Here is a 22,711-nt window from a genome sequence, read left to right on the forward strand (position 1 = left end):
AGGGAGTTACATGCTTCATTATAAATCAAACAACCCAACGTTATGGCAAAGGAAAAGAATAGTAATCCAGAACACTCAGAAGGACCGGTTGCTACAGCTATTGAAGAGCAAACTGCTAAGTTACCATCCGACATTTTTTTGTGGGCTTCGTTAGGTTCTATGGCGGTTTCGCTGTATTTGCAGGCCAGGGGCTCCCGGCATCGAAGTTTATTCGTTGGCCAATGGGCAGCTCCTTTTCTGTTGCTGGGCATCTACAACAAACTGGTTAAACTTGAGGGTCACGACTAACCGATAATCAGTATATTGCCTATCAGAAAAGCCCTCTATACATATAGCGGGCTTTTCTGTTTTCCGCAGGTCCGGAGATAAAGCCGTAATTTTGGCTCACAACGTCAATTGCTACATGAAATTTCGCGTACTGGTTAAGCTTATCTTTCGGCGATACGGCCTATGGATTGCAGCATTCTTACTCGTATTGGCAGCCGTCTGGGTCTTTCGGTCACGACAGCCGGATGAGATGAACTGGCGATTTGTGCAGGCATTTGGCATTCGGTTACCAATGCGTTATACTATTCATGGCATTGATGTCTCGCGTCATAATGATCGCATCAATTGGGAGCGTGTCCAACAAATGGAAGCCGAGGGCGTTCGATTGCAATTTGTCTTTATTAAAGCAACGGAAGGAGCTACCCTGGCCGATAAGCATTTCGACAAAAACTGGCGGGAAGCGAAAAAAATAGCGATGCATCGGGGAGCTTACCATTTTTACCATCCTACTCGCGACCCTCTCAAACAAGCCAACAATTTTATTCGTCATGTTACCCTAACCCCCGGCGACTTTGCGCCTGTGGTTGACTTTGAAGTAATAAACGGTCAGTCGGATGAAACAATCGTGAACGGATTACGGCTGTGGCTCGAAACCATTGAAGAGCACTACCATATTCGCCCAATTATTTATACAAACGGCAATCTTTATCGACGGTATATCAAAGGTAATCTTGACGAGTACCCACTATGGATAGCCGATTATTCAACCAGGCATCTGGGAAATTATAATGCCGACAAACTATATCTCTGGCAGCATAACCAAAATGGATGGGTCAAAGGGATACGGGGACAGGTTGATTTCAACGTGTTCGTCATGGAAGATGCCCGGATGCAGGAAATCTGTTTATAGAAACATCGGTGCCCGAACGTGTACCTTATATAGTGACTTTTGTTAGTTCAGCTGGTTTGGCGAGCCAGTCTTTTGCTTTCTTCCCGAATGCGGCCATGTGTGGCATCTGGCTATGTGCGGCAAGACCGGCTTCGTTGTCCCACAGTTCATGCATGATAAACCGTTCGGGGTGTTCTGTGCTTTCGTACAATTCATAAAGCTGGCAGGCTGCCTCAGTCCGAACCTGAGTAACCAGTTCACGTAAGGCATTTTTCAAGTTGGCTTCCGCTCCGGGTTTGGCCGTAATGGTAGCAAAAACTAAAAGAGGCATCGGATCTTGGAGTTAAAAAGAATGAGAATAGTACTCTAATTACTCGGTTATGATTGCCAAATCTCCCAGGCTTTCTCTGCCTGTAGTTCAAGCATTCGTAACCCGTTATGAACGGCTGCTTCCCGTTCGCGACCAAGTTTCATAAATTGAGTTTCGGCCGGATTATACACCAGGTCATACAGCAAATGGCGATGGGTAAGTTGCTGATAGGGGATACGTGGCGCTTCGTCGATACGTGGATAAGTTCCAATCGGGGAGCCATTGATAATTAACGAATAATCGGCTAAAACGTCCGGTAGTTCATTGTAGGTCAACGTATCTTCTCGTTTTGTTCGCGACACAAATTTGAATCGGATGCCCATATCGGCTAACGCAACTGTAACTGCTTTTGATGCGCCACCCGTGCCAAGTACCAACGCTTGTAAGTCAGATGGACTACGCTCAAGCGTAAGCAGCCAATCGGTGAGTGACTGCCGAAAGCCATAGTAATCGGAATTATAGCCGGTTCGGGAGCCATCGGCATCTAGCTTAATTACATTCACCGCACCAATTTTTTCAGCGGATGTATCCACACGATCCAGAAAGGGAAGGACCGCCTGTTTATGCGGAATAGTTACATTCAACCCACGCAGATCGGGCAACTCCAGAAGTTCTGGTAAAGCCGAAATGTCGGGTAGTTCAAATAAATCATACTGACTATCTGCAATACCCTCGCGCGCAAATTTTTCACTAAAATACCGTTGCGAGAACGAATGGGTGAGTGGAAAACCGATAAGACCGTAACGATTCATAATATTGGGCTTAAAAACAGTATGCCACAGCTAGTGGCAGTGGCATACTTCAGAAGTAAGATAAGATTAGGCCGCAGTTAAATACCTTGTTCCGAGAAATACTACTATGACTTAATCAATCACTATCTACCAACTAAGCAGAGCGTTTCTTGAAAAACTCAAGGATAATAGGTACTACTGATAGGCCAACAATACCAAATACGACTAACTCAAAGTTTTTCTGGACGATCGGGAAATTTCCAAAAAAGTAGCCTAACAGCGAAATGCTCGTTACCCAAAGTATCGCTCCCATAATACAGAACTTGATATACGTCCCATAGGTCATACTACCGGCTCCGGCTACGAAGGGTGCAATGGTGCGAACAATAGGGATAAAGCGGGCAATGATAACCGTCCGTCCGCCGTATTTAGCATAAAATTTTTCGGTTTCGGCAATGTATTCCCGCTTGAAAAACAAAATCCGCTCCCTGGATTTGATCTGTGTTCCTAAAAATCGCCCGACAAAATAGTTGACGTTGTCACCTAAGAGTGCAGCCCCGATCAGTAGCGGAATAATTACCCAGACACTCAATTCGTTGGTTGGCCGGGCAGCTAAAGCACCAGCAGCAAACAGCAACGAATCGCCGGGTAGCAATGGCATGACTATAAGCCCCGTTTCCGTGAAAACAATTAAGAATAGGATGGCATACAGCAGTACCCCATATTCATTCGCCCACAGATCGAGGTAACGATCAAGGTGAAGTAAAAAATCAATCAGCGATTTGATGAAATCCATTTTAGGAGTGAATGATAGGTAGTAGGAGTTTCTACTACCTATTACTTAGTTAAAAAGTGCGTAAATGTATCACCCCGCAAACCTAATCGAATGGTTTCCAGAGGAATAACCTCGTGGGGGGCAATATTGCCAAGGTTAACGTTGGCGCCCAGAAGTTTAACAAACCAGACTTGTTGTTCTTTTTGGGGAGCTTCCCACAGAATGCTTTCGAATGGAACCTGTGTCAGGATTTCTTCAACCAGTCCCTGACGTACTTCACCACTTGAGCGAAATAGGCCAACGGTGCCACCTTCGCGGGCTTCACCAATGACTTTCCAGGAGCCAGCCTGCAACTCAGCCTTCATCAACTGAATCCACTTATAGGGTGGTATGATTTTCGCTTCGTCTTTTGAACCAACTTCCGACAAAACAGTCACCTGAGTGGCCAGGGTACGGATGTATTCGCATTTGTCATCCTGATTCATCTCAATCGAACCATCCGACACTTCTGCATATTCCATACCGTATTTATCCAGCAACTTGCGGTACTCATCGAACTGATTGCGTACCACAAAGGCCTCAAATAGTGTCCCACCGAAATAAACGGGAATACCTGATTCCTTATAGATAGCTAATTTTTCTTTCAGCTTTGGCGTAACGAAGGACGTGGCCCAGCCTAATTTAACAATGTCTGTGTATTGGGCAGAGGTAGACAGGAAATCCTCTACTTCCCGCAGGCTTAGCCCTTTATCCATTACCATCGTTATTCCACTCTGGCGCGGTTTCGTGGTGCGGTCGGGCAGCTGCGTAAGCGTATAATTCATACGAAGTAATCGAGTAGGCGTATTGATAATCGCTCAAAAGTAACATAAGTCTTGAAAACCTCCCAAGAAAATCCACAAATAATAGCGGCTGATGGGCTTGCGACTTAGTTTAGTGCTATTTTTGCCGGATATGGACAATTTAATAAATCCTCGTCTTGACTTCTTCCGCTCACAGATAGGCCATGATATGAGAGACAGCATATCGCCTTTTGGACGTTGGCTCAACGGGACGATACGGCAAGCAGATTATGGGCGCATGGTAGCTGAGTATACGGTCCGTGAAGAGATGACCAACCCCGCAAGTGTACTTCATGGTGGCGCTGCATCGGCTATACTGGATGATTTGGTGGGCGCAACCGTATTTGCCCTGGGGCGCGAGTATGCCTATACATCAGTTAATTTAACCATTGATTTTCTTCATGCAGCTCGGCTAGGCGACGTTATTACGGTAACCGCTGAAGTCATACGGGCTGGCAGGAATATTGTTCACTGTGAGGGTCGAATTGTACATGCTGATGGTAAAATCATTGCAAAATGCGCTACAAACCTGATTCAGACATCATTCAGATTGCCTGTATAGCTTCTCTACAATTAAAATAATTTCACCCTTTAGGTTACTTTCTGTTATAATATACGTTTACCTTTGTCAAAGGGTATAAAGCCATCAATAAGTGACCGACTAACTAAGAATCGTTTGCTTAGGGCTTCATTGTTGATAGCCTAACCTTAGTAGATGTGACCAAGATCTATCTTAAGGTAGAAAAGAACAGATAAGACGGGCTGTGATTATAGAAAGAATGCTGGAACAATTTAGATAATGGGAGGAAAAAGCTATTTGTTCAGCGCTAAGGCTGGGAATTGTTTTTTTATCACTTGATTATTGCTATTATTGACCATCAATAAAACTAAATAAGTTTTGAACACAATTCAGGCAAATTAGTAGTATTGGTAGTAAGAGCACTTCATCAGTTTGGTTTCAGTTCTGTAACCAGATATTAACAGTATCTAGACTAATAGTTATGTATTATTTGATGCTAGCTGGCAAAAAACTTTAGAAAGGATGGGTTGACTTTTGTAATTCAGCCTTAACATTGCAGAAAAATAAGGATTTAAGGCAATTGATGAGGTAAGTCATCTGAGAAGTTGATAATTGAGGTGATTGGTCGGATTTAATCGTGCCTACTTTTGGGGTAATGACTTTTCAGGTAAATAAAACTTGTAATTTTTTTATGAAATCTGAGAAACATTTAGTCGAGAAGTTAGTCATATAGTGTATACGTTGGGGCTTCATCGTAAGCCTTACTGTAGAAACGCTGGTTGAAGTAGTGATGAAACCACAACATTGTGGGCTACCCATTGCCTAAGTTTCTTCAGTCGCGTTTGGAAGAGTAAAAGTTTAATTGGAAACATTGCGTCAAATTAACTCAATAAATATGCGAACATTTATCCAACAACACCCTATGAGGATGCTGGCTGGACTCGTGTTGCTAAGTTTTGCAATACCATCTATTAGCCTTGCTCAACAGGCTGATACAGTCCGGGTTCAACCCGCTACGACTACTTCGAGCGGGAATTACACGCGTGAGAACATCTATCGTTTAGGGAAAGGGATTTATACCGATACCCTACGTAGAAGCGATTTCAAAGCGCAGGCCAGTGATGTGGCTGAACTCGATGACTGTGACACCACCTTTCAAACGTTCATTTTAGTTCGGCGATTATCACCCTGGCGAATAGGGTTATATGCCGGTCCTAACTTCGCTTATTGCGGCACGTGGGAAAACACATTTGGCCCCAACAAGCGGGACAATACGCTGTATAATGGTGCTGGTTTCAATATCACCGCAAATGCTGATTATTATTTAACCCCTGCAACCCGTCGGCTTCGGTTTGGCTTGGGAGCAGCTTTGGGATATGGAAACTACGTTACACGTAGCATATACCGTGATTATCTGTACTCATTAGCAGCCGCAAGAGGTTTTAATAGCTCGCAGGTTACCATTCGCCAGCGCCCATCTGAAGATATGTTCCTGACTGTTGGGCCTGTTCTTCAGTTTACGATTGCCCGTAGCCGCAAAAATCCTGATGCCGTAACCTTTATTGAAGCTGCCGCACGGGGTGGTCTGTTCCGCACGGAGGCCGCTACGATTTCAGCCTATACGCCATCGACGTTAACACTACCCGCTGTTCCATCGTTTGTAGATGGTGGAGGACTTATTCGGTCGGTTAACCCAAGCTCCAATCTATACCACTTAGGTGCACTTGGCTCGTTAGCGATTTTCTTCCCATTGAAGAATAACTGGAACATTGGCCTTCAGGGTCAGGGCTTTATTACGCAGTTAAACTACCAGATTATCAATGGTGTTGATGATCAATTGTATGAGTTTAAGCGTAAACATGGTGGTTTCACGGTTGGGCTGGCTGTTCGGAAAGGGTTTATTCAGAAGAAACTTATCCCCAAAGCTCCAGTGTCCTGCCCAACTTGCGAACAGATTCCCGAGTTGAACGTTCGCTTCAACGGTGCTTCGCTTAAAGGTGCATCCTTGGCTTATGCTGACGGCACAAACGCTCCTGTTAATACAGCCGCAACCGCTCCAGTTATTAGCTGGCGCAGTACGACCCCCAATCCGAAAAACGAGACCTTTACAGCTCGTCTGTACTATCGTGCGGATTCAGTCATAGCAGGTAACACCGACCAGGTAATTGCTCAATTAGAAAACACGACTGATACGACGCTGACATTCCCAGCAGCCTATTTTTCAAATGGCCAGCTGAATCCAGGGTTCTATTACGTAACGGTTCATAACAAGCAGGTTGCTAAGTGTGGCACCTGTATGAGTGAGGTTGCAACGACAAGCTTTGCCAGTGTGAAACCAACTCCACCGCCAACGCCAGAATGTGAATACCGTCACCGTCTGGAGCGCCTGGAAGTTTACTATCGCACCCCATACACTCGCGAAGTAGCTAATGTTTGTTACTGTAATGGTACTGTTACCTCCGTTGGTGACACTGTTACCCGCCTACGCTACCGCGGCTTGAACCGTCGTCTGGCTGAGAATGTGGTTGAGTTCGATACAAACACCGTTATCCTCAATCTGAACGAACTACCAGGTGGTCTGGCACAACAGTTACAAGCTGAGAAAGCGAAAATTGAAAGTGGCAACGCCATCCGTTTCAAAGGTCGCCGTGTACGTCCGCAGGTTCAGTACTTCCGCGCTGTGTTCACCGTTACGAAACTGCCATGCAACGGTCAGCCTGAGCAAGTCGTGGGCAGCTTCAACACAACGATTAGTGATAACAGCTATACGATCACTGACCTGAAGCCTCTGACAAACGAGCAGAAAGCTAAATTGCTTGCTCCTCCAGCACCTGCTAAGAAGAAAGCAACACGTCGCGCTGGTAACAGCGGTCGTCGGTCGGATGTAATGTTCGGTGTTGAATAATCAAGTAATACACTAACAAAAAAACCGGGAGCCAACGCTTCCGGTTTTTTTGTTATAGGCTATAGAAGCGCTTCATGTTTTGACCCAAAATAAGTGTTAAGGCCTCATTGCAATAGGGAACAATTCAATATAGCACAACCGCAAATGCGCATTTTCTTTACACTTACGATCATTCACAGTTTTATAGCTATGCTAAGTGCACAACCACAACCGACTAACACCCCTGTTGTTTCGACTATCATGCAGACCTACTCGTTCAGGCTACGTCCGGGGCAGGATTTGAAGAAGGAGCTGGATGCAATTGTCCGTCAGGAACGTATTGAAGCAGGCGCTTTACTAACGTGTGTGGGAAGTTTAACCGATGTAACCTTACGGCTAGCTAACCAGGAGAATGCGAGTGTATGGCAAGGGCACTATGAGGTTGTTTCGCTGGTTGGTACTCTCTCCACTAACGGAAGCCACGTACACCTGTCTGTATCTGATTCAACTGGTCGTACGATTGGAGGGCATCTCCTGGAGGGGTGTAAAATCTATACAACAGCAGAAGTGGTAATAGGGGTGATGACTGACATCGTGTATTCGCGGGAAACGGATCCGGTATTCGGTTATAAAGAGTTGGTTGTTCGGAAGAAAAGAAGAAAATAAATAAAGTGAATCTCTAAATAGAGAAAAGCCACCTACTAGGATGGCTTTTCTCTATTTACATAAGATGAGGAGATTAATTACGTTTACTCATTTCATCGCGAATTTTAGCCGCTCGTTCGTACTCTTCATTACCTAGAGCTTCTTCCAGCATTCGTTGTAATTCTTCGGAAGATGCGTTCTTCAACTGATCGCCAAATGAACGGGTGGAGGGGCGGTTTGACGATCGAACGAGTTCTTCCTGTTCTTCTTCGTCATTTCCGCTAGCCGTTATACCCGCTTCCGACAAAATAGACTCGTTCGTATAGATGGGTACGTCAAATCGAATGCCAATGGCAATGGCGTCTGATGGACGAGCATCAATGACCGACTCCCGAACACCGTCGAAACAAACAATTTTCGCAAAGAAAATGCCTTCTCTTAAGTCAGAAATCATGATTTCACGAACCGTAAACTTAAATTGTTCAGCAAATTGCTTAAACAAATCATGGGTCATCGGGCGATTCGGAACAATCTTTTCTATTTCAATAGCAATGGCCTGTGCTTCGAACATGCCAATGATGATAGGCAACCGACGATTACCATATTCTTCACCTAAGACCAGCGCAAACGAACCCGATTGCGACTGGCTGGGCGATAGTCCTAATATTTCCAGCTTAATCTTATCCACGGTGCGAAATTAGCAATTTTTAGCCTTCAGTCATTAGTCAGAAGCCATCAGTGATCGTAAGTTTTCAATAAAAATAATGACTTTCGACTTACAGGGACTAACTAGAGGGCCTTCACTGCCTGAGTTAGCTTCGGCAGTATATCAAACACGTCCCCAACGATACCGTAATCGGCTGATTTGAAAAACGGAGCGTCAGGGTCCTTATTAATAACAACAATTACCTTCGAGGAGTTTACACCAGCCAAATGTTGTATGGCCCCCGATATACCACAGGCAATATAAAGATTGGGGCTAATTTTAAGTCCAGTCTGGCCTACATGTTCGGAGTGAGGGCGCCAATCCAAGTCAGATACAGGTTTGGAGCAGGCGGTTGCTGCATGAAGCGCTTTGGCCAGGTCTTCAACTATTCCCCAATTTTCCGGCCCTTTCAACCCACGGCCAGCGGATACGACTAAGTCCGCTTCAGGAAGCAGGATATCACCTGACGATTTCTCTGCACTTTTTACCGAAATGGCGAAATCTGCGTCGTTTAATGCCGGTGTAAACGCGTTTACTGAGGCTGTCGCGTCTGTTTCTTCAGGGGTAATGGTATTTTTCTTGATTGCCAGAATTTTTATATCAGCTTTCAGGTCATTATAAGCAAACGCTTTCCCGGTATAGATGCTGCTTTTCACTTGAAAACCATTCGACACGTCGGGTAGGGCGATCACATTGGCAGCTAAGCCCGCTTTAAGTTTACCCGCCAGCCGCGCTGTCATGGCATCGGCTAAGGATGATTTCGCCAGCACAATGACCTTACTGCCTTCTTGCTGAGCTGCTGCAGCCACCACAGTGGCATAAGCCATTCCATTTGGCTCAGTCAATTTAGCATCTGTAGCATGCAATACACTGGTCGCTCCAAAACGACCAGCCGAAGCCAGCTCAACATCATCGGCTGGTCCAATAATAATTGCGGTGGCTGACGTGCCCGTCATCTGGGCAACCTTTGCACCGTAAAAAATGGCCTCCTGGGAGGATTTTTTAATTTTACCTTCGTCTAATTCGGCAAATATGAGAACTGACATAGAAAAATTTTCGGTTTATGGTTTTCAATTTTCGGCTCTAAAGCTTGCGCCATAAACCGTGCACGGAAAACCGAATACAATCAAATTACTTTAGCTTCGGTATGCAGGAGTTGTATGAGCTTTTCAGCTTCGTCGGCGGGAATCATTTTTACTGCGCCACGAGGTGCCGGAAGTTCATAACTGGCAACGGTAGTAAGCTTGTCCGTACCTGTTGGCTCAACTACTTTAAGCGGTTTAGTTCGGGCTGTCATAATGCCGCGCATATTTGGAATTTTCCATTCGGCAATAGGTTCCTGACAACCGAGTACTAAGGGGAGTTTAGCCTCCAGGCTTTCCTTGCCGCCTTCAATTTCGCGGGTAATCTTAGCCGTATCCCCATCCAGGTCGAGGAGCATAACGGGTGAAATGGAAGGTATCCCCAGCATCTCGCCCACAATACCATGGACCTGGCCTCCATTGTAGTCGATGGATTCTCGACCCATCAAGATCAGATCGTAGTTGTTTTCTTTGGCAATGGCTGCAATTTGCTCGGCTACGAAATAAGCATCGGTTGGTTCCGCATTGATTCGGATAGCGTCGTCGGCACCAATGGCCAGGCATTTGCGGATAACTGGTTCAGAGTCAGCTTGGCCAACATTCAGGACAGTTATAGTCGCTCCTGTTTTTTCTTTAAGTTCAACGGCTCGTGCAAGCGCGTAATCGTCATAAGGGCCAGTGATGAAGGTTACACCGGCCTTATTCAACTTGGTATTATTGTCTGTAAAGGCAATTTTGGTGGTGGTGTCAGGCACACTTGTCACACACACTAATATTTTCATGCTTATTAGGGTTTTGTAGTTATCGTAGTGCTTAGTTGTTAGTCGACAGCCTGTAGGCGATTGTTGTTTGATGTATGACTATCGCCTGACATCTGTTGACTACTTTTACGGGTCAAAAATACAAACAATCTTAAAAAAATAGTATGCAAGCATACTATTTTTCTCGAAGGTATGAATAATGATCGTATTCAGCAATTAATGGAGTTTGTAGAGGAAGAACCTGGGAATCCGTTCAATGTTTATGCATTGGCCATGGAGTATGTGAACCGGCAACCCGAGCAGGCCCGAATGTATTTTGACCAATTATTGAATGGTCACCCCGATTATTTGCCTACCTATTATCACGCAGCCGCTCTTTACGCTGAATTGGATGAGCGGGATAAGGCCGCTGCGTTGTATGATAAGGGGATTGCGCTGGCAAAAATGCAGAATAACCTGAAAACGCTACAGGAATTACAGCGGGCGCAACAGGCGTTTGAAGAAGAGGATGATGAATGGTGATTTTTGTTAGCGGGTCATCATTACCGCCGTTTCCGGGTATTCTTTTGCTGAACTAAATCCTGCTTGAACAGAAGTGGTACGTTGGTCTGTTCAGGTATTGTGTAATTAATAGCCAGATACTTCGCTAGCTGAACTTTGGGCAAATACACAAATCCACGTACCGATTCACCAGAAGCCAGCGTGTTGGCTTTTAACGCTAATTCCCGCCAGCGGTATTCTTCATAGTCATACCGTTGCATCCGATTGGCAAAGGTGCTATAATCAACAGCCCGTTTCACAGCAAGGCCCTGATAAGCAAGACCATGAACTACTCGATTGCTCGCGTATTCCCGGTATGAACGGCTATTGCTCGATGAGGAAACATCCGATGCAATGGTTGCTACCATGAGAATTGTATTAAAGACTTTTGCCCGTTTTAGTCGCTTTTCTTCCTCTTTCCGTTTAAAAGCCATACGGCTGACTTCATAAGATGGGTCAGCGGCTGAGCGGGTAAGTACCGTTGTTGGGTTCATCGAATCCTGGAGTGTATCCTGGGCGGAACCTAGAGCAACAAAATGAAAATCTGCCGGATTTACCTCGATTGGGTGATCTGTCCTATTTTTTATTTCAACGTCTAGCGTAACAAACTCTAGATCTTCACGCTCGAACGAAGCAACTACACCCACACCATTTTGCTCCGCTTTCGTAACCGGGCGCCCGTCAATGGTAGCGATATCACCCGAAACGGGTTCAAGCTGATAGGTAGCCGTAAGAGTTGGGGCGCAACTACTCAATGCACCAGCCAAAAGACAGGCGCAAAGGGCATAGGTAGGAATGGGAAAAAGCCGCATACTCTATAAGGTTTGGAGCAGATAATTAGATTTAATTACGGTAAAGTTACATAATCAAGTAATGCTGTTTTACTATTGAAATTAGTTTTTCTCAAAGTTCGCTGGAACAGCTACCATTTAATAAAATGCTGATAGTCTATTGGCTATCAATGAATTAAAAGTAACAAACTGGACTGATTAATTAAGGGCCTATGAGTAGCTACTTACAGAATGAACTGCCTGTTCTAGTACCTGATTATCGTGTTGTTTCTGTATGCAACCGGCTGGTTGGTCCGGGTATTGGTAGGAAAGCTGATAGCGCCAGCTAACTCATCCGTTTCCTTACAGTATGTTGTCACCTGGTGAGCATCCAGTTAGCAGGTAAGTGGAGAACTACGGGGGGGCACGGGCGCTTAAGAAGATCAGTGTATATAGCGATAATGGTAAACTGCTACTTACTGATTTGAAATCAGGGAAGAAGATGTTGTACTATAAATTGAATTGATGAAAACAGTTGGTTAATTTGCCATTAATTACTGGCGACAATAAATCTAGTTCCCTGAGTCTGGCTGGGTTTGAAAGAGAAAAAGAAGACCAACAGCTATAGAAGTTAGCGCTTGGTACTGATTAGAGTATAAATCTTCGCAAATGGAGTTAGGGGTTATTGGCGTTAGTATCTTGCCGATACATTACAAATGAATTGCAGTTGCTATTTTCGTCTGTTTTTCAGTTAATTATAAATACGTTGGGCGAAATAAATCGGAATGAAATTTGCTGTATTTAGTCATTATTTCCATAGCCAGTTTTACTTATGAAACACGTTACATTTACCTTACTCTTACTGACCACCAGTTTAGGAGCGGAGACATTTGCTCAAAGTCAGATCATTACACCAGATAATCAGGTCGTGAGTTTTCAATCGCCTAATGGTACCAGTAACCTGTTCATTGGGCAGAGTACTAGTGCTGTGATTGGTGGAACGTATAATACGTTTATGGGTAGCCAGGCTGGGCAGGGAAATACAACGGGCTCCTATAATACGTATTTTGGCTATAAAGCTGGTTTCCCGAACACAATCGGTAGCCATAATACGTTTATCGGGTATGAAGCCGGTAAACTGAATACCGATGGTGACGACAATGTATTTATTGGCTATAATGCCGGCCAACGCAATAAAGGTGGAAACCGTAATCTCATTATTGGCCCTAATGCTGGTTTCGATGGTATGGATGGGCAGGATAATACCCTGTTAGGGGCTAATGCAGTAGGTATTGGCGTAGGATTATCGAATGCAACGGCTATAGGCGCTAATGCCCGCGTCCTGAGCAGTAATGCGTTGGTGTTAGGTAATAATGTCAATGTTGGCATCGGTACGTCGGCTCCTCAAAATCGACTGGAACTCACTGCTGGTGCGGATGGGAGCAGCGGTCTGCGTTTGACAAATATGACGGCTAATTCCCCTGCAAATGATGCAACTGCCAGTAAGTTCTTGACAGTCAATGAAAAAGGCGACGTTACATTAGGGGGGCGGTTATCGGCTCTAGCCATGCAGGTACAACCCAAGTCGGAACGCCAATGGGCCGATTATGTATTTGCTCCCACGTATAAACTGCAACCGTTAGCTGAAGTAGAGCAATATGTTCAACAAAATAAGCATTTGCCCGATATGCCAAGTGCAACCGAAATGGTAAAACAAGGCGTTGACCTGACAACACTCCTGGCTACATTAGTGAAGAAAAACGAAGAATTGACCCTGCATCTAATTGACCAGCAAAAGCGAATTGAGCGCCTGGAACAGCAAAATCGTAAACTGAGCAAAAAGAACTAATCGAGTAATCACCTGTCAATTTAGAGTAATGGGCTCGCAACGTGGTAAACTCCAGGTTGCGAGCCCATTGCTTATTGAAACGCTAGCCAAACGTTCCACAGCCCCAATATCGCTGTAACAAGGACTATAGACCCCATTGCCACATTTTGGGCTAACGAGTTACGGTATGCACCCAACAACGTTCGATTATTAACAGCGGCAAATAGAAAAATGGTAACAAAAGGAAGAAGGATGCCATTGATTGCCTGTACCGCAACAATGACTGGGATAGGGGTTACGTTCAGCAACCCAAAGGTGAGCCCGGTTAGCATGACTACAAGCCAGATAGCACGATAGGTAGTGGAATTTTTTGGCACCCCTAGCAAACTTTGTGCCGTTACAGCTGCAGCCAATGGAGCTGTTAAAGAAGAGGCAAAGCCAGCGGCAAATAATCCAAAGGCAAATAAAGAGCCAGCCCATGTTCCAAGGCTATCCGTTAAGACCTGCGCCATGTGGGGATAGGAGAAATCGCCGGGGATGAGTAGACCAGCCAGTAGTAATACCACTGAAATAATACCTCCGATGATTACTGCTACCCAAATTCCCAGCTTCATTTCGCTAAGCGATTGTCCTGATACAATACTTGATCCGAAAAATAGATTGTAGGGTACAATAGTTGTGCCTATCAGACTATTGATGAGTAATAATGATCCATCTGGAAAACTTGGCGTTAGGAGAGACTTCGTTAGTGCAATTGGCGTAACGGGTGTGCCAAATGCTACATAAACAAAAGCGCCACCCATGGCAAATACAATCAGGCCCAGGAAATTAGCTAAGTTCTGAGTCGACCCAATCCACAAAAGAGCAATACAGACAAAACCAATCCCAATCGTTAGGGCTGGAACAGGGAGACCAGTAAGTAAGGCAAGACCAGCTACCGCTCCCAGTATATTACCTGCCTGATAAGCTGCACAACCCAGAAAAATAGCTAGAAATAAGGTCCAGCCAACCCAACGCCCTCGTGCGCCTGTGTACGTTTGTGTAATAACCTGGCCTAAATCTTTGCCCGTAGCAATCGTAATGCGAGCTGCTGCTTCCTGTAGCCATACCGTACCCAGCGTAGCGAACGTGAGTACCCAGAGCAGTTGTATCCCGTATTTCGAGCCAGCTATAGCACATGCGGTGACTGAGCCGGGACCAATAAAGGCGGCTGAAATAACTGACCAAAACAAGACACTGCCGAGGCCAGAGCGGATAGAAAGAGATTTAGGCACGATAAAAAAGAAGAGTGAAGAATGTAGAATGATGAATATAGGGAAAATTCCTAACTCTCATTATTCTAGACTCTTCACTCTTCTTTTTTCACTATTATTCCTAAGATAGATACTTTCTCAGCATCCAGGCCATTGCTTCATGAGCCTCCATAAGTCCCGTCAGAAAATCGGCGGTACCGGCGTCCTTCAGTTCTTCGTCACACTTTTCAACATCTTCACGGAGTTCGCGAACGATTTGTTCATGATCTGATAAGAGATTCCTGAACATATCAGCCGTGTCTTTGGGTTTTCCTGAGTCTTCTTTCAGGCTGGTATTATGAATAAACTCAGCCATTGTAGCCAGAGGGGTACCCCCTAACTGTCGGATGCGTTCGGCCACTTCGTCAATTTCGGCCTCTATAGCCTTGTACTGACTTTCAAAGAATTTATGGTACTCCATGAAATTCGGTCCGGCGACATTCCAATGGTATTTTCGGGTTTTAATATAAAGTACGTGAAGATCTGACAGGAAGTCGTTTAGGAGGGTGTTGTCCTGTTTTAAGACATCTTTTTCAAGGCCTATATTGGGTTGCATAACGATAACGTGAGTTTAATTGACTTGGTAATTCATTGCAACCTGCGTTGTGCAGGCTACTGATGAATAACCGTCAATTGAGCTGTTTGTTTCATTATCCTACTAAGTCGGCAAAAACGTTTTTAGCATAGGCTATATCCTGTTTAGTAGCTTCTACAGGACCCATTGTATTGGGCGAGCCTTTTTCCAAACACTGTTCCAGAACTAGTAAAGGCCGAACGCCCAGCGTTTTTAACTCGGCGGCAAGACGTCGGTAATCAATGTCCCCATCGCCGAAGGTTTCCTGCCAAATGCCTTCCCGCGATTGACGGATATGGATCTCAACAATCCGCTTGCCGTAGAGTTTCACGACGTCGAACAAGGCTACTTGTGAGTTTCCGGACCCACGATAAACCCAGTGTGCATCTAAACAAAGCGATACATGTTTGGGATCAGTTGCCAGCAGCATATGGTGAAACTCCCGGGCGGCTTGCCGGTGTTCAGGAGCATGGGTATGGTAAGCTAGGGTGATGCCGCGTTTACGTAATTCAGCGCCCAGCCGATCAAGATTTCGAGCTTGCTCCGTCAACTCAGCGTCGGTTTTATCATCATTGCTGCCCCACTTAATCGGACTGGGATTCGTAACAAAAAGGGTTGTACCGGCAGGTCGGGCAGCATCGGCAATAGCCAGAACGGTATCGATGGATTTTTGGGCCTCAGCGGCTTGATGAAGTGTGCTGTTAACGTACAATGAAGGCATCGCCAGCTTATAGTTCGTTAATAGCGGTAGGAGTTTAGTGACTTCTTCGGCCGAGTTCACGGCTGGTTCATAGGCCGTCAGGCCCGACTGTACCAGTTCGCGAAACGATACATCTGGGTCAGCCATCCAGGTCTTACCCTGTCTTCCGTAGAACGTTAGCCAGGTATAGGAATTGCAGGCAATTGGAAATGATTTGGCAAGTGAAGCTGCCTGAGCTTGCTGGTGTATAGTGAATAATGAGCTACCGGCCAGCGCGGTGAGTGAGCCCAGGAAATGACGACGGTCTAGATTCATAGAGGGTACTAGTGCAAGATTGGAGCCAATGGACTCTACTGCATGGATAATCTGTACCCTACACTCAATAGAATCTAACGATCTAAAGAGTTAAAATCTGCCTACTTACTTATTCTTTCAACTAGAATTATCCGCCTAGTTCCACTACTTGCCCATCCTGACAACGGAGCACACGGGCGGGGTATTTATTTAACAAATCGTAGTTATGCGTAGCCATAAGCACAGCTGTTCCGGCATTGTTAATGGCCTGAAAGACTTTCATGATCTGATCGGCTACAGACGGGTCGAGGTTACCCGTTGGTTCATCGGCGATAAGAATGAGTGGCTCATTGAGCATGGCACGGGCAATCACCACACGTTGCTGTTCACCGCCTGAGAGTTGGTGAGGCATTTTTTTCTGGGCCGTACCCAGACCAACCTGCATGAGCACATCGGCAATGCGGTTGTTCATGTCGGTCTTACTCGACCAGCCAGTTGCTTTAAGAACAAACTTTAGATTGTCTTCAACAGAACGGTCGGAAAACAACTGAAAATCCTGGAAAACGATGCCAATTTTTCGGCGAAGTTGAGGGACATCGCGGGGTTTGAGTGCTTCAAGAGAATAACCTGCAACAAGACCTTTCCCATTCTGAAGCCACAAATCGGCATATAGGGTCTTAAGTAATGATGTCTTTCCACTCCCGGTTCGACCAATAAGATAGGCAAAATCGCCCTTATTAATCTGAAACGATACATCGCCTAAGACCAACTTCTTGTCCTGATAGATATCGGCGTGGTCGAGTGTAAGGACGGATTCTGTGGAAAACATAAATTGGGTTATCGTATAAAGTTTACGGTTTATGGTTTACGGTAGGCTGGCGCAAGAAATTATGACGCGCCAGCCTACCGTAAACCATAAACCGAATACCGTATCTTACTTTTTCTCAACTTTCGCGTGATCAGCCAGGAATTTGGCGAGGCCACTGTCTGTTAATGGGTGATTGAGCAACATTTTAATAACGCCCAAAGGAGCCGTCATAACATCAGCACCGATTTCGGCGCATTGAATAACGTGCATTGGGTGACGCACCGATGCGGCCAATACTTCGGTTGTATAGCCGTAGTTGGTATAGATATTCACAATTTGTTCGATCAGGGCCATACCGTCGGTCGAGATATCGTCTAACCGACCTACGAATGGCGATACATAGGTAGCACCCGCTTTGGCAGCCAACAGCGCTTGACCAGCTGAGAATACCAGTGTGCAGTTTGTACGGATGCCTTTTTCGGAGAAATATTTAATGGCTTTGATGCTATCGCCACTCATTGGCACTTTTACCACGATGTTCTCGTCGATATCAGCCAGTTCTTCGCCTTCCTTAATCATCTCATCGTAGGTAGTCGAGATGACTTCTGCGCTGACATCGCCCTGTACGATTTCGCAAATCTGCTTGTAATGCCGCATTACGTTATCTTTTCCCGTAATACCTTCTTTGGCCATCAGGGAAGGATTGGTTGTAACGCCGTCTAGGATTCCCATTTCCTGGGCCTCCCGAATGTCAGCCAGATTGGCTGTGTCAATGAAAAATTTCATGGTAAAATAGAGTTAATTAATTGTTTGTGGTCAGTAGGTCTATAAGCTGCTTTTCACGTCATTTACTTATTTACACCTGCCGCCTTACTAACTATACTCGTTCCGTTCTGGATTTTGCAGACGTGAAGGTACGTATCTTTCCCCGTTTGGGCTTTGTATTGTTTTATAATCAGGTCAGTAAATGCGTTGAGGGCTTCTTCGCGCACCAGATTGATGGTACAGCCACCAAATCCTCCGCCCATCATCCGAGCTCCCAGTACACCTTCTTGCTTGCGAGCAATGTCGACCAATATATCTAACTCCGGGCAACTAACTTCATACCATTTACTTAATCCCTCGTGGGAGCCGTACATCAATTGGCCAAACGTTGCCACATCGTTTGCTTCCAGGGCTGCAACGCCATCCAGTAAGCGCTGGTTTTCCTGCACTACATACGCACAACGCCGGTACAGTAAGGGGTCTGCATCGCGAAGGTGTTTGTCCAGCATCGGCATGGTTACGTCGCGCAAACTCTTGATTTCTGGATAAAATTTCTGGAGAAACCGGACGCCAGCCTCGCATTCAGACCGGCGTGTGTTGTATTCAGAGGCCACCAGGGAATGTTTCACCCGTGAGTCGCAGAGGACAATACTAATGCCGTCCATTTGCAAGGGAGCATAGGTGTATTCGAGCGATCGGCAGTCGAGTTTGATCACATGGTCGGCTTTGCCCATCATGCTGGCAAACATATCCATAATGCCCACTTTGGCACCAACAAATTCGTTTTCGGCTCGTTGTGAAAGTTTGACCAGTGCAATCCGATCAAGTCCTAAGCCGAATAGTTCATTGATTGCAAAACCAACTCCATTTTCGAGGGCTGCCGACGATGAAAGGCCGGACCCCATGGGAATTGTACCCCCGAAAACGCAGTTAAATCCACTAAATTCATGACCGGCCAGCCGGAACTGGGAGGCCACTCCAAGCAGATAGTCTGCCCAGGTGTTTGTTGGAATTAGGTTGCTGAGTGAGCCCTGATATGTCTTGTTCAGGTCATGTGCTACAAAATGGAGCTCATTGTCGGAGCGGGGGCCAACGGCTAAATAAATTGCCTTGTCTATAGCAGCCGGAAGTACAAACCCTTCGTTGTAGTCAGTATGTTCGCCAATGAGGTTTACACGACCGGGAGAGCAAATGAGCAGCGGGTCGGTCTGAAATGAATTCTGAAACGAGGTAGTGAGTTGGCTAAGCAGATTCATCTTGGGTTTAGGGAATTTAGCGGTTTGATACAGCTAAACGCAGAACCCGCTAAACAGCGTAACCGCACTGGGCGGAAATAAAAAATGGCAAACCAATGTCTCACCGCTACGACCACCTACCCTTGCTTCGGTCAAGACCTGGGGGATTCAGCAGGAGCTGGTAGCACCGATTTGCCGATGCAAAGTTAAGCAATTGTTAGCCAAACGACCAAATTTCGCACGTACCTTTGTCTAAATTAAAATTAATTGTGAATGAGTGAATAAGTGAATGAGTGAATAAAAGCACATGACAGCTAGTCACTCATTCTCCCATTCACTCATTCGCTCAGTCAATCAATGAAGCGATTAACACTCTACATTATTCACTCTACATTATTCATTTTAACCGCCTGTAATTCATCTGATAAGCATGTTGAGCAAGGACGGGTTTATTTGAAAGAAGGCAAGTTTCGGGAAGCGGTACAGGTGTTAAATCAGGCAATAGAAGCCAATGACGCCAATTCGGAAGCGTTCAATTCACGGGGAGTGGCTTATTTTGAATTGAAAGAATATGCCAATGCCGCCCTCGATTATGACCAGGCTATCAAACTGGAACCTGGTTTCTATCGCCCTTATTATAACCGAGGATTGCTTAAAGTGGCCCAAAATGATTTAACGGGGGCTTTAAAAGATTATTCGGATGCCATTCGATTAGCTCCCGACACCAGCCGAAGCATCAGCGCCGAATTATACCTGAACCGGGGACAATTATTTGCATCACAGGGACAAATTCAGCCCGCATTAACCGATTTTTCGCAGGCAATTACATTAGATTCTACAAACGCACTGGCTTTATACAATCGAGGGAATCTGCGATTTCAGCAGAAAGAACTGGCGGGCGCCATTGCCGATTTTCAGCAGGCAGTTAAAGCGGATTCTAAGTTTGGGAAAGCGTTTTATGGTTTAGGCATTGCTCAATTACTGCAAAATGCTCGTGAGAGTGGGTGTCTGAACCTGAAACAAGCACAAACCCTGGGCTATGCCGACGCTTCTAATGCTGTAGCCGAGTATTGTAACTAAAGTATTTTGTGAAATAAGTGGCATACGTGAAATAGGAGGGAGGCTTCTGCTCCAATACTTACTTCACTTATTTCACGTACACCACCGATTAACTAAGAAATAGAATGCGTAAAACCCTTTGTATCATTTTTGGCCTGCTTTTCATTCTGTTCGCGGTCGTTCAGTACAATGATCCTGACCCTGAGGTATGGATTCCAATTTATGGACTGGCCGCTGCCGCTTGTTTTATGGCTTATGCAAGGGTGGGGCAGTGGTGGTTTTTTGTGGTATTAGCGGCTGTTTATGTTATAGCCGCTATTTACCAATGGCCCCCAAAGTTTGAAGGATTTTTATTCAGCGAAGTGGGCATGCGCAGTATGAATATCGAAATGGCCCGAGAAGCTGGAGGACTGGCTTTGGTTGCCGCTGTCATGGTCGTGCTGGCAATATGGGCTCGTCAACCAATTCGTCGATGAAACTCATTGAGTGTCCCCGTGACGCGATGCAGGGTCTGGATCATTTTGTGCCAACCGACCTCAAGATCCAGTATTTGAATACCTTGCTTCAGGTTGGGTTCGATACGCTGGATTTTGGGAGTTTTGTATCGCCTAAAGCCATTCCGCAGTTGCGAGATACCGCCGAGGTATTGGCTGGTCTTACTCTATCAAAGACTAAAACGAAACTTCTGGCCATTGTTGCTAATCTGCGCGGTGCTGAACAGGCTGTTTTGTATCCGCAGATTCAGTATGTAGGATTCCCCTTGTCTATTTCAGAAACGTTTCAGCAACGGAACACGAATAAGTCAATTGCGCAGGCTTTGGTTGAAGTTGTCAACATTCAGAAATTGTGCCTGAGTACAGGAAAACAATTGGTTGTGTATCTGTCGATGGGCTTTGGTAACCCTTATGGCGATCCATATAGCCCCGAATTGGTGGTTGAATTTACAGAGCAGTTAGTACAACTGGGTATTACAATCATTGCTCCGTCTGATACCGTTGGATCATCAACACCCGAAGCTATTGAAGTGCTTTTTCGAGAGTTGATCCAGGCCTTTCCGAAGGTTGAATTTGGAGCGCACCTACATGCTCGCCCAGGTGAAGCCGATGCTAAAGTGCGGGCCGTTGTACGGGCAGGCATTCAGCGGATAGATGGCGCCTTACGAGGCTTTGGAGGATGCCCTATGGCCGCTGACGATCTGACGGGTAACCTGCCAACCGAAGAAATTATTCAGACGTTAGCCAGCGAAGGAATTACATTGTCTATTAACCAGGCAGCCTTACAGAAGTCCCTAATGCTAGCGGCAGGAGTGTTTTGAAACAGGGAGCCCCGGTGCAGGGAGTGCAAGTGTAGTAAACCCGGCTCCGTGCACCCTGCCCCGTGCTTACATAAACATCGCCTGAATTTCGGCCTTCAATGCATGCAGGGCATCGGATGTTGGCTGTTTATCTCCCTGAATAATTCGTTCGAAAATACGCTTTGATAAATCGAGAGCGGGCGCGTCGGGACGGGTATCGCCCGATGCCTGATTAATAAGTACCATTACGTCGTTCATGGCAGCCTGAATCTGATCCCAGACAGCTTGGCTCATGTAAACCTGCTGCGACACGTTATGATTGTATTCATCCCGAATTTCCTGAAGGAGACGCTGCTGAAACTCCAGTACCGTTGTGGAACTACCACCCAGCCGCAACAATAAATTGTTGGGACTAATACGTTCCAGAAAGAGAACCATTCGTTCGTAAGCCTGTAGTCGAATTGGAACAACCGTTTCGGTATAACGAGCCTGAATGTTGTACCGATGATGATCGGCCTCACGCTCCAGTAATAGCTTTACTGCCAGATACATACCGTATAAAACTAACCCTGCCGGTACAATTAATTTTAGAAAGTCACTCAATAGGTCCATAGAAAGAAGGAACGTTGTTCCGCAAAAATGGGTAAATTTGAAAAAAGGGTTTATAGTAATTTATGCTGATAATCGATAATCCCGTTCGTGTTAGACCCGAAGCGCGTCAACAAATTCTGGACACATTACAAGCCAATAAAATTCCCGGTGAATATGGATTACGCGTCGGTGTTCGAGGGGGCGGTTGTGGGTCATCCTGGTTATTGGGGTTTGACCTCCCTGGTCCCACCGACGAAGTGTATAACGTTGAAGGGGTGCAGGTCATTATTGACCGGAAACATTTACTTTATGTGCTAGGGGCTGAAATTGGCTATGAAACGGGTGGTTATACTGTCGAAAAATCGCCCGCTGATAGCCATTAGGTAAGAGCCATTTGATAAACTTATCACTGCTATTTGTCAATGCCTGTCGACTGGAGCCTATTATCTGAAAACTTGGCATGATTTTAGGGAATGCTTTTGACTAAGA

Annotated in this window: 26 protein-coding genes; 11 read left to right on the forward strand and 15 right to left on the reverse strand. The window is 45.6% G+C overall.

Features of this window, described 5'->3' with window-relative positions; translation table 11 throughout:
* The first annotated feature begins 42 nt into the window (after nucleotides 1-42).
* Both EXU85_RS09410 and EXU85_RS09415 read left to right on the forward strand, forming a co-directional pair.
* A complete protein-coding gene (locus EXU85_RS09410) occupies nucleotides 43-288 on the forward strand; it encodes a hypothetical protein (protein ID WP_142771836.1) in 246 nt (81 codons plus the stop codon).
* Nucleotides 289-403: 115 nt separating this feature from the next.
* The gene (locus tag EXU85_RS09415) at nucleotides 404-1,177 is read left to right on the forward strand and encodes a glycoside hydrolase family 25 protein (protein WP_210422456.1); all 774 of its coding nucleotides are present in this window, start codon (nucleotides 404-406) and stop codon (nucleotides 1,175-1,177) included.
* 25 nt (nucleotides 1,178-1,202) lie between these two features.
* Here EXU85_RS09415 and EXU85_RS09420 read toward each other — a convergent pair whose 3' ends face one another.
* From EXU85_RS09420 to EXU85_RS09435, 4 genes are all read right to left on the reverse strand, one after another.
* A complete protein-coding gene (locus EXU85_RS09420; RefSeq protein ID WP_142771837.1) occupies nucleotides 1,203-1,487 on the reverse strand; it encodes a putative quinol monooxygenase in 285 nt (94 codons plus the stop codon).
* Between the two features lie 47 nt (nucleotides 1,488-1,534).
* Nucleotides 1,535-2,278, reverse strand: a complete 744-nt coding sequence (locus EXU85_RS09425; RefSeq protein ID WP_142771838.1) for a shikimate dehydrogenase — start codon at nucleotides 2,276-2,278, stop codon at nucleotides 1,535-1,537.
* Nucleotides 2,279-2,411: 133 nt separating this feature from the next.
* Nucleotides 2,412-3,053 (reverse strand): DedA family protein, encoded by a 642-nt coding sequence (locus tag EXU85_RS09430; RefSeq protein WP_142771839.1) that lies wholly within the window; start codon nucleotides 3,051-3,053, stop codon nucleotides 2,412-2,414.
* Between the two features lie 41 nt (nucleotides 3,054-3,094).
* Entirely contained in the window at nucleotides 3,095-3,856 is a 762-nt protein-coding gene (locus EXU85_RS09435; RefSeq protein WP_142771840.1) for a phosphosulfolactate synthase, read from the reverse strand.
* A 187-nt stretch (nucleotides 3,857-4,043) separates the two neighbouring features.
* On the opposite strand from EXU85_RS09435, the gene EXU85_RS09440 reads away from it, so the two are divergent.
* The 3 genes from EXU85_RS09440 to EXU85_RS09450 all read left to right on the forward strand — a co-directional run bounded on the left by EXU85_RS09440 (nucleotide 4,044) and on the right by EXU85_RS09450 (nucleotide 7,944).
* Nucleotides 4,044-4,436 (forward strand): PaaI family thioesterase, encoded by a 393-nt coding sequence (locus tag EXU85_RS09440; RefSeq protein ID WP_371731994.1) that lies wholly within the window; start codon nucleotides 4,044-4,046, stop codon nucleotides 4,434-4,436.
* 886 nt (nucleotides 4,437-5,322) lie between these two features.
* Entirely contained in the window at nucleotides 5,323-7,299 is a 1,977-nt protein-coding gene (locus EXU85_RS09445; RefSeq protein WP_142776657.1) for a hypothetical protein, read from the forward strand.
* Between the two features lie 144 nt (nucleotides 7,300-7,443).
* Nucleotides 7,444-7,944: a PPC domain-containing DNA-binding protein gene (locus EXU85_RS09450; RefSeq protein ID WP_371731995.1), complete on the forward strand. Its 501-nt coding sequence runs from the start codon at nucleotides 7,444-7,446 to the stop codon at nucleotides 7,942-7,944.
* Between the two features lie 73 nt (nucleotides 7,945-8,017).
* Here the strand turns inward: EXU85_RS09450 and EXU85_RS09455 are convergent, their stop codons facing one another.
* The 3 genes from EXU85_RS09455 to EXU85_RS09465 form a co-directional block, all read right to left on the reverse strand.
* On the reverse strand, nucleotides 8,018-8,611 hold the full coding sequence (locus EXU85_RS09455) for a bifunctional nuclease family protein (protein WP_142771842.1): 594 nt from the start codon (nucleotides 8,609-8,611) through the stop codon (nucleotides 8,018-8,020).
* Nucleotides 8,612-8,712: 101 nt separating this feature from the next.
* The gene (locus EXU85_RS09460; protein WP_142771843.1) at nucleotides 8,713-9,675 is read right to left on the reverse strand and encodes an electron transfer flavoprotein subunit alpha/FixB family protein; all 963 of its coding nucleotides are present in this window, start codon (nucleotides 9,673-9,675) and stop codon (nucleotides 8,713-8,715) included.
* An 80-nt stretch (nucleotides 9,676-9,755) separates the two neighbouring features.
* The gene (locus tag EXU85_RS09465; RefSeq protein WP_142771844.1) at nucleotides 9,756-10,493 is read right to left on the reverse strand and encodes an electron transfer flavoprotein subunit beta/FixA family protein; all 738 of its coding nucleotides are present in this window, start codon (nucleotides 10,491-10,493) and stop codon (nucleotides 9,756-9,758) included.
* Nucleotides 10,494-10,664: 171 nt separating this feature from the next.
* On the opposite strand from EXU85_RS09465, the gene EXU85_RS09470 reads away from it, so the two are divergent.
* Nucleotides 10,665-10,994 carry a tetratricopeptide repeat protein gene (locus EXU85_RS09470; RefSeq protein ID WP_142771845.1) on the forward strand — a complete coding sequence of 110 codons (330 nt, stop codon included), beginning with the start codon at nucleotides 10,665-10,667 and terminating at the stop codon, nucleotides 10,992-10,994.
* 20 nt (nucleotides 10,995-11,014) lie between these two features.
* On the opposite strand, the gene EXU85_RS09475 is transcribed toward EXU85_RS09470, so the two are convergent.
* Nucleotides 11,015-11,824, reverse strand: coding sequence for a hypothetical protein (locus EXU85_RS09475; protein ID WP_142771846.1), 810 nt, complete (start codon nucleotides 11,822-11,824; stop codon nucleotides 11,015-11,017).
* Between the two features lie 790 nt (nucleotides 11,825-12,614).
* Between EXU85_RS09475 and EXU85_RS09480 the strand changes: the two genes are divergently transcribed.
* On the forward strand, nucleotides 12,615-13,631 hold the full coding sequence (locus EXU85_RS09480; RefSeq protein ID WP_142771847.1) for a hypothetical protein: 1,017 nt from the start codon (nucleotides 12,615-12,617) through the stop codon (nucleotides 13,629-13,631).
* Between the two features lie 71 nt (nucleotides 13,632-13,702).
* Here the strand turns inward: EXU85_RS09480 and EXU85_RS09485 are convergent, their stop codons facing one another.
* The 6 genes from EXU85_RS09485 to galK all read right to left on the reverse strand — a co-directional run bounded on the left by EXU85_RS09485 (nucleotide 13,703) and on the right by galK (nucleotide 19,299).
* Complete coding sequence (locus tag EXU85_RS09485; RefSeq protein WP_142771848.1) at nucleotides 13,703-14,884, reverse strand: Nramp family divalent metal transporter; 1,182 nt, start codon at nucleotides 14,882-14,884, stop codon at nucleotides 13,703-13,705.
* A 100-nt stretch (nucleotides 14,885-14,984) separates the two neighbouring features.
* On the reverse strand, nucleotides 14,985-15,458 hold the full coding sequence (locus EXU85_RS09490; protein ID WP_142771849.1) for a Dps family protein: 474 nt from the start codon (nucleotides 15,456-15,458) through the stop codon (nucleotides 14,985-14,987).
* A gap of 94 nt (nucleotides 15,459-15,552) precedes the next feature.
* Nucleotides 15,553-16,491: a sugar phosphate isomerase/epimerase gene (locus tag EXU85_RS09495; RefSeq protein WP_142771850.1), complete on the reverse strand. Its 939-nt coding sequence runs from the start codon at nucleotides 16,489-16,491 to the stop codon at nucleotides 15,553-15,555.
* A 127-nt stretch (nucleotides 16,492-16,618) separates the two neighbouring features.
* Nucleotides 16,619-17,299, reverse strand: coding sequence for a cell division ATP-binding protein FtsE (locus EXU85_RS09500; RefSeq protein ID WP_142771851.1), 681 nt, complete (start codon nucleotides 17,297-17,299; stop codon nucleotides 16,619-16,621).
* 105 nt (nucleotides 17,300-17,404) lie between these two features.
* On the reverse strand, nucleotides 17,405-18,064 hold the full coding sequence (fsa, locus tag EXU85_RS09505; RefSeq protein WP_142771852.1) for a fructose-6-phosphate aldolase: 660 nt from the start codon (nucleotides 18,062-18,064) through the stop codon (nucleotides 17,405-17,407).
* Between the two features lie 62 nt (nucleotides 18,065-18,126).
* Nucleotides 18,127-19,299, reverse strand: a complete 1,173-nt coding sequence (gene galK / locus EXU85_RS09510) for a galactokinase (RefSeq protein ID WP_142771853.1) — start codon at nucleotides 19,297-19,299, stop codon at nucleotides 18,127-18,129.
* Between the two features lie 336 nt (nucleotides 19,300-19,635).
* On the opposite strand from galK, the gene EXU85_RS09515 reads away from it, so the two are divergent.
* From EXU85_RS09515 to EXU85_RS09525, 3 genes are all read left to right on the forward strand, one after another.
* Nucleotides 19,636-20,358: a tetratricopeptide repeat protein gene (locus EXU85_RS09515; protein WP_142771854.1), complete on the forward strand. Its 723-nt coding sequence runs from the start codon at nucleotides 19,636-19,638 to the stop codon at nucleotides 20,356-20,358.
* A 104-nt stretch (nucleotides 20,359-20,462) separates the two neighbouring features.
* Nucleotides 20,463-20,813: a transmembrane 220 family protein gene (locus tag EXU85_RS09520; protein ID WP_142771855.1), complete on the forward strand. Its 351-nt coding sequence runs from the start codon at nucleotides 20,463-20,465 to the stop codon at nucleotides 20,811-20,813.
* Entirely contained in the window at nucleotides 20,810-21,652 is an 843-nt protein-coding gene (locus tag EXU85_RS09525) for a hydroxymethylglutaryl-CoA lyase (RefSeq protein WP_142771856.1), read from the forward strand. The genes EXU85_RS09520 and EXU85_RS09525 overlap by 4 nt, the downstream gene beginning before the upstream one ends.
* Before the next feature lie 66 nt (nucleotides 21,653-21,718).
* Here EXU85_RS09525 and EXU85_RS09530 read toward each other — a convergent pair whose 3' ends face one another.
* On the reverse strand, nucleotides 21,719-22,243 hold the full coding sequence (locus EXU85_RS09530) for a hypothetical protein (RefSeq protein WP_142771857.1): 525 nt from the start codon (nucleotides 22,241-22,243) through the stop codon (nucleotides 21,719-21,721).
* Between the two features lie 62 nt (nucleotides 22,244-22,305).
* On the opposite strand from EXU85_RS09530, the gene EXU85_RS09535 reads away from it, so the two are divergent.
* Nucleotides 22,306-22,605 carry an iron-sulfur cluster assembly accessory protein gene (locus tag EXU85_RS09535; RefSeq protein WP_142771858.1) on the forward strand — a complete coding sequence of 100 codons (300 nt, stop codon included), beginning with the start codon at nucleotides 22,306-22,308 and terminating at the stop codon, nucleotides 22,603-22,605.
* The last annotated feature ends 106 nt before the right edge of the window (nucleotides 22,606-22,711 follow it).

Source organism: Spirosoma sp. KCTC 42546, assembly GCF_006965485.1.
Taxonomy (GTDB): Bacteria; Bacteroidota; Bacteroidia; order Cytophagales; family Spirosomataceae; genus Spirosoma.